This window comes from Longispora urticae, from assembly GCF_053902585.1.
The window spans coordinates 1-14904 of sequence record NZ_JAQZSH010000062.1; the positions used below are offsets into that span (position 1 = coordinate 1).

The 14904-nt window shown below is 70.8% G+C and carries 16 protein-coding genes; 4 read left to right on the plus strand and 12 right to left on the minus strand.

The window, feature by feature from the left end; translation table 11 throughout:
- Positions 1–74: 74 nt before the first annotated feature.
- From PT931_RS35825 to PT931_RS35855, 7 genes are all read right to left on the minus strand, one after another.
- Entirely contained in the window at positions 75–1586 is a 1512-nt protein-coding gene (locus tag PT931_RS35825; protein WP_456250172.1) for an MFS transporter, read from the minus strand.
- A gap of 306 nt (positions 1587–1892) precedes the next feature.
- Complete coding sequence (locus tag PT931_RS35830; protein ID WP_197002261.1) at positions 1893–2072, minus strand: MbtH family protein; 180 nt, start codon at positions 2070–2072, stop codon at positions 1893–1895.
- 13 nt (positions 2073–2085) lie between these two features.
- Positions 2086–3081, minus strand: a complete 996-nt coding sequence (gene sbnB / locus PT931_RS35835) for a 2,3-diaminopropionate biosynthesis protein SbnB (RefSeq protein WP_456250173.1) — start codon at positions 3079–3081, stop codon at positions 2086–2088.
- Positions 3075–4085 (minus strand): 2,3-diaminopropionate biosynthesis protein SbnA, encoded by a 1011-nt coding sequence (gene sbnA / locus PT931_RS35840; RefSeq protein ID WP_456250174.1) that lies wholly within the window; start codon positions 4083–4085, stop codon positions 3075–3077. Before sbnA ends, sbnB begins: the two co-directional genes overlap by 7 nt.
- 30 nt (positions 4086–4115) lie before the next feature.
- Positions 4116–5468 carry a condensation domain-containing protein gene (locus tag PT931_RS35845; protein ID WP_456250175.1) on the minus strand — a complete coding sequence of 451 codons (1353 nt, stop codon included), beginning with the start codon at positions 5466–5468 and terminating at the stop codon, positions 4116–4118.
- 3 nt (positions 5469–5471) lie between these two features.
- Positions 5472–5726: an acyl carrier protein gene (locus PT931_RS35850; protein ID WP_363720475.1), complete on the minus strand. Its 255-nt coding sequence runs from the start codon at positions 5724–5726 to the stop codon at positions 5472–5474.
- Between the two features lie 42 nt (positions 5727–5768).
- Entirely contained in the window at positions 5769–6725 is a 957-nt protein-coding gene (locus PT931_RS35855; protein ID WP_456250176.1) for a beta-ketoacyl-ACP synthase III, read from the minus strand.
- Positions 6726–6901: 176 nt separating this feature from the next.
- Between PT931_RS35855 and PT931_RS35860 the strand changes: the two genes are divergently transcribed.
- Positions 6902–7267 carry a hypothetical protein gene (locus PT931_RS35860; RefSeq protein WP_456250177.1) on the plus strand — a complete coding sequence of 122 codons (366 nt, stop codon included), beginning with the start codon at positions 6902–6904 and terminating at the stop codon, positions 7265–7267.
- Between the two features lie 60 nt (positions 7268–7327).
- On the opposite strand, the gene fabG is transcribed toward PT931_RS35860, so the two are convergent.
- Together fabG and PT931_RS35870 are read right to left on the minus strand one after the other, a co-directional pair.
- Positions 7328–8080: a 3-oxoacyl-ACP reductase FabG gene (gene fabG / locus PT931_RS35865; RefSeq protein ID WP_456250178.1), complete on the minus strand. Its 753-nt coding sequence runs from the start codon at positions 8078–8080 to the stop codon at positions 7328–7330.
- A gap of 57 nt (positions 8081–8137) precedes the next feature.
- On the minus strand, positions 8138–10321 hold the full coding sequence (locus PT931_RS35870; RefSeq protein WP_456250179.1) for an MMPL family transporter: 2184 nt from the start codon (positions 10319–10321) through the stop codon (positions 8138–8140).
- A 133-nt stretch (positions 10322–10454) separates the two neighbouring features.
- On the opposite strand from PT931_RS35870, the gene PT931_RS35875 reads away from it, so the two are divergent.
- Genes PT931_RS35875 through PT931_RS35885 form a run of 3 tightly spaced genes read left to right on the plus strand, consistent with a single transcriptional unit; the run spans position 10455 to position 13128 of the window.
- A complete protein-coding gene (locus tag PT931_RS35875) occupies positions 10455–11696 on the plus strand; it encodes a sensor histidine kinase (protein WP_456250180.1) in 1242 nt (413 codons plus the stop codon).
- Positions 11684–12325, plus strand: a complete 642-nt coding sequence (locus PT931_RS35880) for a response regulator transcription factor (RefSeq protein ID WP_363720466.1) — start codon at positions 11684–11686, stop codon at positions 12323–12325. Before PT931_RS35875 ends, PT931_RS35880 begins: the two co-directional genes overlap by 13 nt.
- A gap of 11 nt (positions 12326–12336) precedes the next feature.
- Positions 12337–13128 (plus strand): DUF4097 family beta strand repeat-containing protein, encoded by a 792-nt coding sequence (locus PT931_RS35885; RefSeq protein ID WP_456250181.1) that lies wholly within the window; start codon positions 12337–12339, stop codon positions 13126–13128.
- Positions 13129–13192: 64 nt separating this feature from the next.
- Here the strand turns inward: PT931_RS35885 and PT931_RS35890 are convergent, their stop codons facing one another.
- The 3 genes from PT931_RS35890 to PT931_RS35900 form a co-directional block, all read right to left on the minus strand.
- A complete protein-coding gene (locus tag PT931_RS35890; RefSeq protein WP_456250182.1) occupies positions 13193–13954 on the minus strand; it encodes a thioesterase II family protein in 762 nt (253 codons plus the stop codon).
- Between the two features lie 193 nt (positions 13955–14147).
- Positions 14148–14720 (minus strand): DUF305 domain-containing protein, encoded by a 573-nt coding sequence (locus tag PT931_RS35895; RefSeq protein ID WP_456250183.1) that lies wholly within the window; start codon positions 14718–14720, stop codon positions 14148–14150.
- Between the two features lie 56 nt (positions 14721–14776).
- Positions 14777–14904, minus strand: a 128-nt coding sequence (locus PT931_RS35900) for a carbohydrate-binding protein (protein WP_456250184.1), incomplete at its 5' end; no start/stop codon positions are given.

Here is a 14904-nt window from a genome sequence, read left to right on the forward strand (position 1 = left end):
GGCCGGGTGGGGACCAACCCCACCCGGCCGCCCGGGTCACACAGGCGTGCGGTCACGCCGTCGTGCGGTCGGCCCTAGCCGACGTGCACCATCGCGGGCGCGTCGGCCGCGTCGCCGGTCGCCGCGTTCTTCGGGGTGTTCTGGATCATCAGGAAGATGATCACGGCCGAGGCCCCGAGCAGCACGGCGCTCACCGTGAAGGCCACGTTGTAGCCGTGCACGGCGCCGAGCGCCGCGGCCTCCTGGACCTTCTCGGGGCCGTTGGTCTTGACGTAGTCCGTGATGAAGTTCGCCACGGCGGTGGTGAACACCGTGTTGAGCAGGGCGACGCCGAGCGAGCCGCCGATCTGCTGCGAGGTGTTCAGCAGGGCGCTGGCGACACCCGCGTCGTGCGGGTCGACGCCGCTGAGGGCGGTGTTGCCCAGCGGCACGAACACCAGGGCCATGCCGACCGCCATGATGATCAGGGCGGGCATGATGAAGGCCACGTAGGACGAGTCGACCTTCAGCTGGGTCAGCCAGACCATCGAGCCGGCCGCGAGCACGCCGCCGACCGTCATCATGGCCCGGGGGCCGACCTTCGGCAGCAGGCCGCTGCCGACGATCGCGGTGACGATCAGGGCGCCGGAGAACGGCAGGTACGCGACGCCGCTCTGGAGCGGGGACCAGTGCAGGGTGCCCTGGAAGTAGTAGGTCATGAACAGGAACATGCCCATCATGCCCGCGCCCAGGGTGATCGAGACCAGCGTCGAGCCGCCCCGGTTGCGGTGCAGGATCACGCGCATCGGCAGCAGCGGGTGGGCCGTGCGCAGCTCGACCACGACGAAGCCGACCAGCAGGATCACCGAGACCACGAACCAGGCCAGGGTGGAGGTCGCCGTCCAACCGTCCTCGGCGGCCTTGGTGAAGCCGTAGACGAGGGCGACGAGGCCGGCGGTGGAGAGCACGGCACCCGGGATGTCGTACTTCGTGTTGCCCTCGGCGCGGCTCTCCTTGACGATCGGGAGGGCCAGCGCGAACGCGATCAGCGCGATCGGGATGTTCACGAGGAGGCACCAGCGCCACGTCGTGTACTCGGTGAGCAGGCCGCCCATGATCAGGCCGATCGCGGCGCCGACACCGGAGATGGCGCCGAAGACGCCGAACGCCTTGGCGCGGTCCTTGACGTCGGTGAAGGTGACCGTGATCAGGGAGAGCGCGGCCGGGGCGAGCAGCGCGCCGAACAGGCCCTGGAGGCCGCGCGCGGCGAACAGCATCGCGGCGTTCTGCGCGACGCCGCCGAGCGCGGAGGCGAGGGCGAAGCCGATCAGGCCGATCAGGAGGATCTTCTTGCGGCCGACGTAGTCGGCGATCCGGCCGCCGAGCAGCAGGAAGCCACCGAAGGCGAGGGTGTAGGCGGTGAGGATCCACTGCCGGTTGGCGTCGTTGATGTCGAGCGCGTGCTGCGCCGACGGCATCGCGATGTTGACGATCGTCGCGTCGAGCACGACCATGAGCTGGGCGATCGCGATGACCGCGAGTGCCAGCCAGCGCTTCGGGTCTACCGCGGGCACGCCACCGGGCGCGGTGGCGACTTTCTCGGACATGTTCGGTGTGCCTCTCGGGACTTCGGTGCGACGCGGACTCCGGTCACTTTTCGGCCAGTCTTGCCCGATTGCAATCCGTCACGCCACAGGTTTTCACTGCCTGAGGACGACCCTAGAGTCAGCCACTGACAAAAAACTGACGCCGGCGTTCGCCCTGAGCTGATCTTGGAGCGCGGGGGAGTCGTACCTCGCGAAGGTTGGGTCTTGGTTGGGTGTTTGATCCCTATTCATCGATCATGAAAAAGGCAGAAAAAGGCGGTGGTCACCCGGCCCGGTGACCACCGCCTTCGTCCTGTGAGCCTCGTCTCAGGCTGCCATCCGCTCCCGCAGGCTCAGCGGGCGCATGTCGGTCCACACCTCGCTGATCCGGGTCAGGCACTCCTCCTTGGAGCCCTTCGTGCCCTCGGCCGTCCACCCCGGGGGCAGCTCCCGGTCGGCGGCCCAGATCGAGTACTGCTCTTCGGCGTTACGGACGACGAGAAACATGTCGGGAAACCTTTCAGCTGGTGGGGAGGAAGTTGTCGACGGTCACGCCGACACCGGCGCTCACGGCGGCGTCCCGGACGAACTGGGCGACCGCGATGTCGAGGACGCCGAGCCCGAACGGGGAGTACACGATGGTCTTCTTGGGGTCCGGCCGGAAGTCCACGACGCCCCGCACGAGCTGGCCCACCGAGGCGTCGATGAACGCGCGCCCCCCGGTCTGCCGCTCGGCCAGGAACAGCGACGTGCCCTCCCGGCAGGCGTGGTCGGCGTCGTCGACGATGTTGTGGCTGTCCAGGATGGAGTCCGTCACGATGTCGCGCAGCGAGATGTGCAGCACGACGGTGCCGGGCGCGGCGGCCGCCAGGTCCATGTGCGGCGCGAGCGCGGTGCTCGCGATCGACACGACCGGGCTGGCCGCCACGGCCTGGGCCAGGTCGGTGACCGCGCGCGCCGTGACACCCGGCACGATCTCACCGGCCCGCTCGGCGAACGCGGCGGCCCGGGCCGGGTCGAGGTCGTAGACCGTGACCTCGTTCAGCTTCGGGAACCGCGCGCCCAGGAACCGGAGGATCTCCCGGTTGATCAGGCCGGTCGCGATCAGCGAGACGGCGGTCACGTCCTGGTCGGCGACCAGCAGGCCCGCGCCGAGCGCGGCACTGGCGGCCGTGCGCTTCGCGGAGATCAGCGAGCCCTCGATGAACGCCTCGGGCCGGCCGGTCTCCAGCGAGTTCAGCACCATCGCGGCGCTGGCCCGGGGCAGGCCGAGGTCCAGGTTGCCGGGGAAGGAGGAGATCCACTTCATGCCGGCGACCGGCTTCGGCCCGCCGAGGTACGCGATCAGCGAGATGATCCGGTCCCGGGTGTTGTCCGGGAAGCGCAGGAAGGTGGAGTGCGGAAGCGAGGACTGGCCCTCGTCGTGCAGCGCGTACGCCGCGCCGACGAGGTCGATCAGCTCGGTCTCCCGGCCGGTGAGGATGTCGTGCACGCCCTCGTGCCCGATGATCAGCATGGTGCCACCTTCGTTGAGGAGTTTTCCTTCCACAGGTGCGACACCTCGCCGAAGTGCCGGTTCACCCATGAGTCCGAGTAGATCGTGTCCAGGTAGCGGTCGCCGCCGTCCGGGAAGATCATGACGACGTTGGACCCCTCGGGGATCGAGTCGCGCATCTTGCCCAGCGCCGCGACCGTCGCGCCGGAGGAGCCGCCGCCGAGGATCGCCTCGCGGATCGTCAGCGTGCGGCACGCGACGACGCACTCCAGGTCGGTCACGTGCACGACGTCGTCGGCGGCGGCCGGGTCGAGCAGGGCCGGGCGGATCGACGCGCCGTGCCCGGGGATCAGCCGCTGGCCCGGTACGGTGCCGAACAGCAGGGAACCCACCGCGTCCACGGCCACGATCCGGGTGGACAGGCCGCTGCGCCGGACGAACCGCGACGCGCCCAGCGCCGTGCCGAACGTGCTCGCCGCGCTGAACAGGTAGTCCACCGGGCCGTCGAGCGCCTCGACGATCTCGCGCATCGTGCCCTCGTGGGCCAGCGGGTTCAGCGGGTTCGCGTACTGGTTCGGGCAGTAGGAGTGCGGGGTCGCGGCCACCAGCTCGGCGACCCGGCGCAGGCGGGCGGGCAGGTACTCGCCGGTCTCCGCGTCGCGCTCCGTCACCAGTTCGATGGTGGCCCCGAACGCGCGCAGGATCGCCATGTTCTGCTCGGTGGTCTTGGCGTCGACGACACAGATGAAGTCCACGCCGTAGTACCCGCAGATCTGCGCGATGCCGATCGCCAGGTTCCCGGAGCTGGACTCGATCACCACGGAGCGGCCCGGCACCAGCTCGCCACTGTGGATCCGTTCGAGGAGCATGCTCAGCGCGGATCGGTCCTTGATGCTGCCGCCCGGGTTGAACCGCTCGAGCTTCGCGAAGATCCGCGCCGGAAAGTCGGGGAACAGGTGCACCAGCTCCACGAGGGGCGTGTTCCCGATGGTCGAGAGTACGCCTTTGAGCGCTTGTTTCGCCACAGCTCTCCCCTTAGAACGAAAAATCGACAGTTATGCGGAACCGGTGGCCATCGCGAGCAGCCGTTGCCGCTCGGCGTCGTCCACCAGGGAGGCGCGGGAGACCCGCACGTCGGGGGTCGAGACGGCGACCTCGGTCAGCCGGAGGAAATGTCCGACGAACCGCTCGATCGTTGCCCGGTCGAACAGGTCGGTGTCGTAACGGAAGGCGGCGATCAGCGAGTCGGTGCTCTGCGTGATCTCCACCGTCAGGTCGAACTGGCCCTCGAGGTGCGGGACGTCGAGCGAACGCAGCCGGTACCCCTCGTGCTCCACGGTCTCGCCAGCCGCGATCCGGTCCAGGTAGCCGGTCATCTTGCCCGCGCTGACCTGGGTGAAGCACATGTTGAACCGCTGACCGCCGAGCAACGACGTCGGGTAGCTCGCGTGCGCCATCCCGCCGCTCACCGTCACCCCGGCCGCCGCGATCGCCTCGGCGAAGGTCGTGGTGGAACTGAACCGGGACCGCAGGAGCAGCGGGTTGACGAAGTAGCCGATCACCTCGCGCATGCCGCCCCGGCGGCGGGTGCTCGCGGGGCAGCCGATCACGAAGTCCGTCTGCCCCGAATAGCGGAAGACCAGGGACTGGAACACACCCAGCAGGTACGCGAACGGGGTGACCCCCGCCGCGGTCGCCGCCGCCTTGATCCGGGGCACCAGCTCGTCCGGTACCCGTCGGGTGTAGGCGTCGCCCACGAAGGAGCGCTTCGCCGGACGGGGCCGGTCGGTGGGCAGTTCGGCGGCCGTCGCGTCGGCGACGGCCGTGCGCCAGTACCCCTCGAGGATCTCCCTGCGCGGGGAGTCCAGCAGCGTCCGCTCGTGTGCCACGTGGTCGGCGTAGGACACGGTGAGCGGGGTCCAGTCGGGCTCGCGGCCCGCCGAGAAGGCCCAGTAGGCCTCCAGCAGGTCCCGCCACAGCAGCCAGTTGGACTGGGCGTCCGTGGCGATGTGGTGGCTGCCGATCATCAGGACCGCGTCCTCGGCGCGCCGCCACATCACGAACCGGAACGGGCCGGTCTCCTCGAGCCGGTAGGGCACCTTGATGGTGGCCCTGACCAGGTCGAGGAGCGCCTCGTCGTCGATGTCACCCACGTCGCGGACCTCGAACCGCAGGGAGTCGGGGTCGCCGATCTCCCTGCGCGGCTCGCCGTCCACCTCGATGAACCGGGAACACAGCAGGTCGTGCCGTTCCGCCAGGGCGCGTACGGCGCGCTGGAGAATGGCCAGGTCAGGGGCCGGGCTCATCTGGGCCGCGCCCGCGTCGTTGTACGCGACGCCGTCGGGCGCGAGCCCGTAGAGCAACCACAGACCTTCCTGACCTGCCGACAGCGGCTGGATCCCGGTCATCGGCTACACGCCCCGGGAGGCGGCGACGAGGTCCGTGAGGTCCTGGACCCGGACGAGGTTGGCGACCTGCTCGTCGAGCACCTCGATGTCGAAGGCGCTCTCGGCGCCCGACAGCAGGTCGACCCGGTTGAGGGAGTCCATGCCGAGGTCCTCGAACGTCGAGGCCGGGGTGATCTCCTCGCCCTCGAGCTCCGGCATGAGCTCGCGGATGATGCGGGCGATCTCGTCGGAGATCTCGTCGCGCGTGGTGGTCGTCATCTCAGGTGTCCTTCTTCTAGGGGTGGTGGTGGGCGGGACGGGTTAGGGCATCGTGACGATCTGGCCGGCGTAGGTGAGACCCGCGCCGAAGCCCAGGGTCAGCACCAGGTCGCCGGGGGAGGTGCGGCCGCTCTCGTACAGGCGGGTCAGCGCCAGCGGCACGGAGGCGGCGGACGTGTTGCCGGCCTCGACGACGTCGCGGGCGACGTGCTCGTCGTCCCAGCGCAGGGCGCGGGCGACGGTGTCGAGGATGCGCTTGTTGGCCTGGTGCATGACGAGCCACTTCACGTCGGACAGTTCGACGCCGGCCCGGGCCGCGGCGCGCTTGGCGGCCTTCGGCATGTTGCTGGTGGCCCACTTGTAGACGAGCGGCCCGTCCATGGTCACGTACTCGCGGCCCAGCTCCGGGAACTCCGAGAGCTCCAGGACGGGGGCGCGCTTGCCGTCGCTGCCCCAGACCGCCGGGAAGATCCCGGTGTGCTCGGAGCGGGAGACGATCGCCGCGCCGGCGCCGTCGCCGAAGATCGCGTACGTGTCCGGGGTCTCGGGGTTGATCCAGTCGCTGGTGCGCTCGGCGCCGACGACGAGGGCGTGCTTCGCGTCGCCGCACCGCACCGCGTTCGAGGCCAGCGCGAGGGAGTAGGTGAAACCGGCGCAGACGGCGTTGACGTCGAACGCGCCCGCGTTCGGCAGGCCGATGGTGCTGGCGACCTGCGGGGCCGCGCCGGGCATCCGCTGGTACCGGCTCGCCGTGGCCAGGATGACCAGGTCGATGTCGGCGTAGTCGATGCCGGCCATGGTGATGGCCTTCTTGCCGGCCTCGGCGGCCATCGCGACGATGGTCTCCTCGGGGCCCGCGTGGTGCCGGCTCTGGATGCCGGTCCGGTCCTCGATCCACTCCGGGGTGACTGTCGTGGACTTCGACAGCTCCTCGTTCGTGACCAGATTGGTCGGCCGGTAGTCCGCCAGTCCGGTGATCACCGATCCATAGCTCTCCATTGTGTTCCCACGTCCTTCGATGCGGCCTACTGGCTCCAATGTCGAGACCGAGACTGCTTTCGAGCGCTATATCTTCTCTATAGGGGGCAGGCAAAATAGCGAAAATATAGAAACCTCGACCTTGATGTGTTCCGGGCGAATCAGCCCGTACAGATCAAGAAGGGGTACTCATAGCCATGAGGAAGACCATCGCGATCAGCCTGGCCACGGCCGGTGTCGCCGCGGCTCTGGGCGTTTTTCTGCCGGCGACGGCGCAGGCCGCCGGAGGCTCGTGCACCGAGGTGCACGTCGCGACCTCCACGGGCAAGTTCGACGGCTGGAACTGTAGTGACTCCACCGGGACGGTCGTCTACGGCCGCCTCGCCGACCTCAAGCGTGACGGCAAGTGCACCGCCCTCGCGGTGAACTTCACCGTCGACGGTCTCAAGACCACCTACCCGGTGTGCGACGGGCTGCCGGCCCGCTTCGCCTCCGTCGCCAGCGACTACCAGGGCGTGCTGTCGATCTCCGTGATCGCGGTCCCGACGCCGGCCGACGACTGAGACCTGAAAAAGCGCTGGCCGGGATGCGTGGGCATCCCGGCCAGCGCCGCAGGGGGGAGATCAGATGGCGGTGCCGCCGTCGACCTGCAGGACCTGGCCCGTCAGGTACGAGGCGCGGTCGGACAGCAGGAACGACACCAGGTCGGCCACCTCCTCGACCTTCCCGAACCGGCCCAGCGCGACCCGGCCCAGCATGTCCTTCGTGAACGCCTCGCTGAGCTCCGAGATCATGTCGGTCTCGATGAAGCCGGGGGCCACGGCGTTGACCCGGATGTTGTACCGGCCGACCTCCTTGGCCAGGGCCTTGGTGAACCCGAGGATCCCGGCCTTGGACGCGGCGTAGTTCGTCTGCATCGGGGTGCCGACCACCCCGGCGACGGAGGACATGGTGACGATCGAGCCGCCCTTGTTCTTCATCAGCCGGCGGATCGCGGCCCGGCACACGTTGTACGTGCCGTCCAGGTTGACGCGCATCACGTCGCGCCAGTCGTCGTCGGTCATCAGGGCCAGCGGCTTGTCCCGGATGATGCCGGCGACGGTGACCACGTGCGTGACCGGGCCCAGCTCGGCCTCGGTGACCTTGAGGTAGTCCTTGACCTCGGTGCTGTCGGACACGTCCACCTTGTGCGCCAGCACCCGGCCGCCGTGCTCGCGCGCCGCGTCGGCGACCCGCTCGGCGGCCTCGTGGTTGGACTGGAAACAGAAGCTGACGTCGTAGCCGTCCTGGGCGAGGCGGGTGACGATGCCCGCACCGATGCCGCGAGAGCCACCGGTGACGAGGACGACGGGCCGGGCGGGTGGGGACACAGACACGGTGCACTCCTCCTGTGATAGGTGGAGCACACCATGTAGCCGTGAGCTATATCTTCTCTACACCCCGACGGGTACCCTCTCCTCCGACTCGCTGATCCCCACCCGGCCGTGCAGCCGGCGCAGCGGGCCCGGGGCCCACCAGGCGGCCCGGCCGAGCATGGTCATCACCGCCGGGACGAGCAGGCAGCGCACCACGGTCGCGTCGATCAGCACGGCCACGAACAGGCCCAGCCCGATCTGCTCGATGTCGCCGACCCGGGCCGCCGCGAAGCAGCCGAAGACGATCAGCATCAGTACCGCGGCCGAGGTGATGATCCCGCCGCTGCGTTGCAGGCCGTGCCGGACGGCGCTGTCGTCGTCCTCCCCGGCGTCGCGGTACTCCTTGATCCGGCCCAGCAGGAACAGCTCGTAGTCCATCGACAGCCCGAACCCGAACGCCGCCACGATCGCGATCACGAACGGACTCAGCCCGCCCACCGTCAGGGTGTCCAGCGGCCCGGACAGGTGGCCGTCCTGGAAGACCAGGAGCAGCACGCCGAACGTGGCGGCCAGCGACAGGCCGTTCAGCACGATCGCCTTGACCGGGATCACCACCGAACCGGTCATCAGGAACAGCAGGACGAACATGGTCGCCAGCATCACCCCGACCGCCCAGGGCAGGCCGTCGACCAGCCGGCCGAGCGTGTCCAGCAGGATCGCGGCGTCCCCGCCGACCCAGGACTCGACCCCCGCCGGCCGGTCCGCGCGGATCCGTTTCACCAGGTCCTGGGCCGCGTCGCCCTGGGAGTCGCCGCGGACCGCGATCGCGACCGTGGACAGGTTCGGGCCGACGGTCCGGGCCGGCTCCACCCGGACGACCTCGCGGTCCTGCTGCCACCGGCCGGCCCACGCGTTCAGGGTCGCCTGGTCGGTGCGGGCCACGACCTTGACGGCCGGCGCGGCGCTGAGCCCGTAGCGTTCGCCCATCGCGTCGGCCACCCGCACCGACGGCAGGGTGCGCGGCAGGCCGTCCATGCCCGGGAGCTTGACGGTCATCGACAGGAGCGGCAGGGCGACGACCAGCAACCCGATCGTGGTACCGGCGGCGATCAGCAGCGGGCGGCGCTGGGTGAACCGGGCGAGCCCGGCGAAGAACCCCGCCTCGTCGCGAGGGCCACAGGCATCGGTCCGGCCGGAAGCCGTCACGTCGCCCGGCGCCGAGGACCCGAGCGACCCGGTGGGCACGGTGTTCGCGGTCGCCTTCCGGCGGCGGCTCGGCCTGACCCAGCGGCCCAGGGGCCCGAGCAGCGCCGGGGTGAGGGTCAGCGCGGCAATCATGCCCATCAGCGCGGTGGAGATCCCGGCCGCGCCGAGCGCCTGGAGCCGGGGTACGTCGAACACGAGCAGGCCGGTGAGCGCGCCGGCCACGGTCAGGGCGCTGAACAGGATCGTGCGGCCGGCCGTCCCCCAGGTCCGGGCGACGGCCGTTTCCCGGTCGTGCCCGGCGGCGAGCTCCTCGCGGTACCGGGCCACCAGCAGCAGGCCGTAGTCGATGGCCAGGGCCAGGCCGAGCAGGGTCACGACGGTGACCACGTTGTTGTCGAGGTCCACGAACCTCGAGAAGCCGAGCAGCAGGGCGAACGCGCCCGCGATCGTGGCCAGGGAGGCCAGGACCGGCAGGCCGGCGGCGATGACGCCGCCGAAGACGAACACCAGCACTACCAGGGTGACCGGCAGCGAGAGGATCTCCGCGCGGGCCAGGTCCTCCTGGACGGCGTCGTTGGCCTCGCCGTTGACCAGGTCCCCGCCGGCCTCGACGGTGGAGCCGGGCAGTTCGGTCGCCAGCTGCGCGAGCCGGGCCCGGACCAGCTTCGTCGCCGCCGAGCGGTCCTTCATCTGCATCTTCGTGAGCGTCACGGGCAGGGCCAGGCCCCTGTCGTCCTTCGCGATGATCGGCCGGCCGACGTCGAGTACCCCGGCGGTGCCGCGCAGGTCCGCGCTGGCCCGGTCGACCGCGCCGGTGACCGCGGCCGACGCCGGGTCGACGCCCTCGACGAGCCCGATGATCTGGATGCCCCGGTCGCCGCCCTCCTTGACGACCTGGGAGGCGGTCACGGACTCCAGACCCACGGGCGGCTTCGTGTCCCCGATGCTGTCGAACACCGGTCCGATGGCCGCGCCGCCGCCGACGAGGAGCGCCAGCCAGCCGAGCATGACCCATCGCCAGTTGCGGTGGCAGAAACTTCCGACCTTGGTAACCATGCCGCAGAGTCTTCGCCCCGGGGACGTCCCGCGTCGGTAGTGCGACCGCCCCGAACGGGGTGGTGCCAGGTACAGGGTGAAGTGTGGCCCAGGCTCCATGTCCGGTTCGCCATGGACTGTCTACGGTGGTGACATGACGACGCCCGGAGCACTGATGAGGGCCACCTGGTCGGCCCGGACCTGGCTGGGCACGGCACACCTGCTGGTCGGGCTGCCGGTCGGCGTGGCCACCACCGTCGCGGTAGCGACCCTGGTCCCGCTGATCCTCGGTTTCGCGATCACGGTCGTGCCGGCGATTGCCCTGTGCACAGTGCTCCTCACCAGTCTCCGGGTGTTCACGAGCTGGCAACGTTCCCGGTTCTCGGCGTTCTGCGGGGTGGAACTCGCGGAGGTGCCGGTCGACGAGCCGGGGCTCCTCGCGGCGGTCCGCAGACCGTCGACGTGGCGCCAGTTCGGGTACCACACCCTGGCCGGGGTCACCGGCATCCTGATGGCCGCGGTCGTGGCCGGGGTGTGGTCCGTCGGACTCGTGTTCTCCACGGCCCTGGCGCACGGGTGGTTGCTGCCGGACCGGCCGATCGCGGGCCTCGACCCGCACCACCCGCTGGTCCTGCTCGGTGCCACGGTGGTCGGGCTGCTCGCGCTGCTGGCCGCCCCGTGGGTGGTCCGCGCCCTGGTCATCGTGGACGTGGGCATCGCCCGGGGCCTGCTGCAGCCCAGTCACGCCGAGGAGCTCGCCGAGCGGGTCGCGGCCCTGTCGGAGAGCCGGGCGGACCTGGTCGACGCGGCGGACGCCGAGCGGCGCCGGATCGAGCGGGACCTGCACGACGGTACCCAGCAAAGGTTGGTTTCCCTCGCTATGAACCTGGGCATCACCCGGGCGACCCTAGGAGCGGACGTGCCCGAGAGCGCGCGAGTCTCGATCGCGGCCGCGCACGACGAGGCCAAACAGGCCCTCGTGGAGCTGCGCGACTTCATCCGGGGCCTGCACCCGGCCGTGCTCGACGACCGGGGGCTCGACGCGGCCCTGTCCGGGATCGCCGCCCGGTCGCCGGTGCCGGTCAGGCTCAAGGTGGGCCTGGACACCCGACCCTCGCGGGTCGTGGAGGCCGTCGCCTACTTCGTGGTGTCCGAGGCACTCACGAACGTGGCGAAACACGCGAACGCGACCCGGATCGACGTCAGCGCCGAGACGATCGGAGACCGACTGTGGCTTGTGATCGCAGACGACGGCGTGGGCGGAGCCCGGCAGGAGCTCGGCAGCGGGCTGCGTGGGCTGGCCCAGCGGGTCGGATCGGTGGATGGCAGGCTGAAGATCGACAGCCCGCTCGGCGGGCCCACCCTCATCGTCGTGGAGCTGCCATGCGCATCGTGATCGCCGAGGACTCCGTTCTGCTCCGCGAGGGGCTGGTCCGGCTGCTGTCCAGCATGGGGATCGAGGTCGTCGAGGCCGTCGGGGACGCCGAGAGCCTCCTGGAGGCCATCGACCGCAGTACGCCGGACCTGGCGCTGGTGGACGTGCGGATGCCGCCCTCGCACACCGACGAGGGGCTGCGCGCCGCGCTGGTGATCCGCCGGCAGTGGCCGAAGGTCGCGGTGCTGGTCCTGTCGCAGTACGTGGAGGAGCGGTACGCGACCGAGCTGCTGTCGGGGGAGACCAGCGGCGTCGGGTACCTGCTGAAGGACCGGATCGCCGATGTCACCGACTTCGCCGACACGGTGCGCCGGGTGGCCGGCGGCGGCACCGCCCTGGACCCCGAGGTGGTGTCCCAGCTGCTCGTCCGGCACCGCCGCGACCCCCTGGAGCGGCTCAGCCCCCGGGAGCGCGACGTGCTGTCCCTGATGGCCGAGGGCCGGTCGAACTCCGCGATCGCCGCGTCCCTCGTGGTCAGCGACAGCGCGGTCGCCAAGCACGTCAACAGCATCTTCACCAAGCTCGACCTGGCCACCGCGGACACCGACCACCGTCGGGTCCTGGCCGTCCTGAAGTATCTCCGAGCCTGAGAAGAGGAAGCATGTCCACCACCAGTCGCAGCGGTTGGCTGATCGGCGGCGCGGTGTTCACCGTCGCGGCCCTCGTGATCGGCGGCGTGACCCTGTGGTCGACCCTGTCGGGCGCGTCCGAGCCCGGGGAGGCCACCGAGAAGCAGGTGTACCAGCAGGCCGTGACCCGGATCGAGCTGGACGTGGACCGGGGCGCGGTCACCCTCTCCGTCGGGGAGGCCGGCCAGGTGTCGGTCGAGCGGCGGTACCGGTGGTCCTCGGAGAAGCCGAAGGTGACCGAGCGCTGGGACGGCGGGATCCTGCGGATCAGCACCGAGTGCACCGCCGACGAGATCAACATCGTGGGTTCCGCGAAGTGCGACGTGGACTACACCCTGGCCGTACCCGAGGGCGTCGAGATCGAGGCGCACACCAACTCCGGGGCGGTGGTCAGCCGCAACCTGACCGGGCCGCTCAAGCTGGGCGCCACCTCCGGTGACATCACGGTGACGAAGGGTGGCGGTCCGCTGCGGATCGAGGCCACCTCCGGCAAGGTCAAGGCCACCGAGCTCGCCGCCGCCGAGGTGGACGTGCAGTCCAGCTCCGGCGGGGTGGAACTCGCCTTCGCCAGCGCGCCGCGGAAGGTGCGCGCCGAGGCGAACTCGGGGGACGTGCGGGTCACGGTGCCCAAGCCGGACACGTACCGGGTGGAGGCGCAGACCAACTCCGGGCAGGAGTCGGTGACCGTCGCCCAGGACGGTGGTTCGACGCGGACGATCAGCGCGCAGACCAACACCGGTGACGTGGACGTCCGGTACCTGTGACGGTGTGACCGGGCCGCGGTCGCGGGCGGTGCGACCCGGTCGCCGCGGCCACCCGTCAGGGCTGCTACCGGGCCGGCTGGACCGCCCCGCGCAGGGCCGAGGAGAGGTCGGCGAGCAGAGCCTTCTCCTCCGGTACCAGATAGAAGTGGTCCCCCGGCAGCACCCGCAGCCGGAACGTGCCCGTCGTCGCGCCCTCCCAGGCCGCGGCGTCGGGCACCGCGCACCCCGGGTCGGCGTCGCCGGTGTAGGTCACGACCGGGGCGTTCACGGTCGCCACGGACGGCACGTAGGTCTCGATCAGCCGGTAGTCGGCCCGCAGCGGCGGCATCACGATGTCCAGCAGCTCCGGGATCTCGAACACGGCCGGGTCGATCTCGCCCTGGCCGCGGACGTGCGCGATCAGCTCGGCGTCGGACCGGGTGTGGTACTCGGTCGGCGGCACCCGCCCCGGGGCCTCCCGGCCGGACAGGGCGAGGAGCACGGGGGACACGCCGTGGTCGCGTTCGAGCCGGGCGGTCACCTCGAACGCCACGGACGCGCCCATGCTGTGCCCGAACAGCGCGACCGGCACCCCGCCGCGCACCAGGGGCAGCAGCGCCTCGGTGATCCGGTCGGCCAGCTCGGGCATCTCCGCGACCGGCGGCTCGGCCATCCGGTCCTGCCGGCCCGGGTAGCGCACCGCGAGGGTCTCGACGTCGTCGGGCAGCCCGTCGGGCCAGTTGTGGAAGAACGTCGCGGCGCCGCCGGCGTGCGGCAGGCAGACGAGGCGCAGCCCGAGGGGCGCCGTGGCGGGATACCGCCTGAACCAGAGCTCGGAACCAGCCATGCCCCACACCCTAGACGGCGGAATCGGGGCCGCGGACCGCCGGGTCGGGGTCCATGATCCGGCGCGTGGGCCCGATCCGTGGGCGCCGCGGGCACCTGGCCCGGCGCCCGACCGACCTCGCCCGCCGCCCGTGCCGCGCGTGGGCCGACAGCTCCGGCCCCCGGGGCGGACCCGCCCAGGCCCGCCCCGGAGCTCAACCCAACAGGGCCAGCATCTGACTGATCTGTGCGGTCCGGGACTGGTCGATCCGCCCGGCCAGGTCCTTGGCCTGCTTGTCCGACCCGGAGCCGGTCTCCATCCGGGCCAGTTGCACGGCGTCGTCCTGGTGCGCGATCAGCATGTTCAGCAACCCGCGCTCGAACTCGGCCCCGGACTTCTTCGCCAGCGCGGACATCTCGCCCTCGGTGGTGCCGGGCATGCCGCCGTGCATGGCGTGCCCGCCGGGGTCGCCGACGAGCGGCTGGCCCCAGCCGGTCAGCCAGCCGGTCATGGTCTCGCGCTCGGCGGCCTGGGTGAGTTCGATGGCGGCGGCCAGGTTCTTCAGGTCCTGGCTGACCGGCCGGTCCTTCGCCAGCCGGGCGATCTCGATGCCCTGGTGGTGGTGGGGCAGCATCATCTGCAGGAACATCACGTCGGTGTCGTTGTACGGGCCGTCGGACGAGCGGTGCACCGTGCCCACGGTCGGGCTCGGCGCGGCGGCCGGGGCGCTCTGGCAGCCGGTGAGCAGGGTGAGGCCCACCGCGCAGAGGAGTACGAAGCGTCGCAAGGGCGCACCTCCATCAGGAACGGGTCGCGGGGCCGGACGGCCCCGCGACCCGGTGGTCAGACCGCCTGCCAGAGAGCCGGTACGTTGGGCGGCTCCCAGCCGGCGGTGGCCGTGTGCGGCTGCCGGCACTGGTAGTTCGCACCGTTGTAGGTGACCCGGTCACCCGTCTTGTACGCCGTGCCCG

Excerpts from the sequence above, each read along its gene's own strand:
- PT931_RS35825 (WP_456250172.1), bottom strand. The coding sequence starts at position 1,586 with ATGTCCGAGAAAGTCGCCACCGCGCCCGGTGGCGTGCCCGCGGTAGAC.
- PT931_RS35830 (WP_197002261.1), bottom strand. The coding sequence starts at position 2,072 with ATGTTTCTCGTCGTCCGTAACGCCGAAGAGCAGTACTCGATCTGGGCC.
- sbnB (WP_456250173.1), bottom strand. The coding sequence starts at position 3,081 with ATGCTGATCATCGGGCACGAGGGCGTGCACGACATCCTCACCGGCCGG.
- PT931_RS35845 (WP_456250175.1), bottom strand. The coding sequence starts at position 5,468 with ATGACCGGGATCCAGCCGCTGTCGGCAGGTCAGGAAGGTCTGTGGTTG.
- PT931_RS35850 (WP_363720475.1), bottom strand. The coding sequence starts at position 5,726 with ATGACGACCACCACGCGCGACGAGATCTCCGACGAGATCGCCCGCATC.
- PT931_RS35855 (WP_456250176.1), bottom strand. The coding sequence starts at position 6,725 with ATGGAGAGCTATGGATCGGTGATCACCGGACTGGCGGACTACCGGCCG.
- PT931_RS35860 (WP_456250177.1), top strand. The coding sequence starts at position 6,902 with ATGAGGAAGACCATCGCGATCAGCCTGGCCACGGCCGGTGTCGCCGCG.
- PT931_RS35870 (WP_456250179.1), bottom strand. The coding sequence starts at position 10,321 with ATGGTTACCAAGGTCGGAAGTTTCTGCCACCGCAACTGGCGATGGGTC.
- PT931_RS35875 (WP_456250180.1), top strand. The coding sequence starts at position 10,455 with ATGACGACGCCCGGAGCACTGATGAGGGCCACCTGGTCGGCCCGGACC.
- PT931_RS35880 (WP_363720466.1), top strand. The coding sequence starts at position 11,684 with ATGCGCATCGTGATCGCCGAGGACTCCGTTCTGCTCCGCGAGGGGCTG.
- PT931_RS35885 (WP_456250181.1), top strand. The coding sequence starts at position 12,337 with ATGTCCACCACCAGTCGCAGCGGTTGGCTGATCGGCGGCGCGGTGTTC.
- PT931_RS35890 (WP_456250182.1), bottom strand. The coding sequence starts at position 13,954 with ATGGCTGGTTCCGAGCTCTGGTTCAGGCGGTATCCCGCCACGGCGCCC.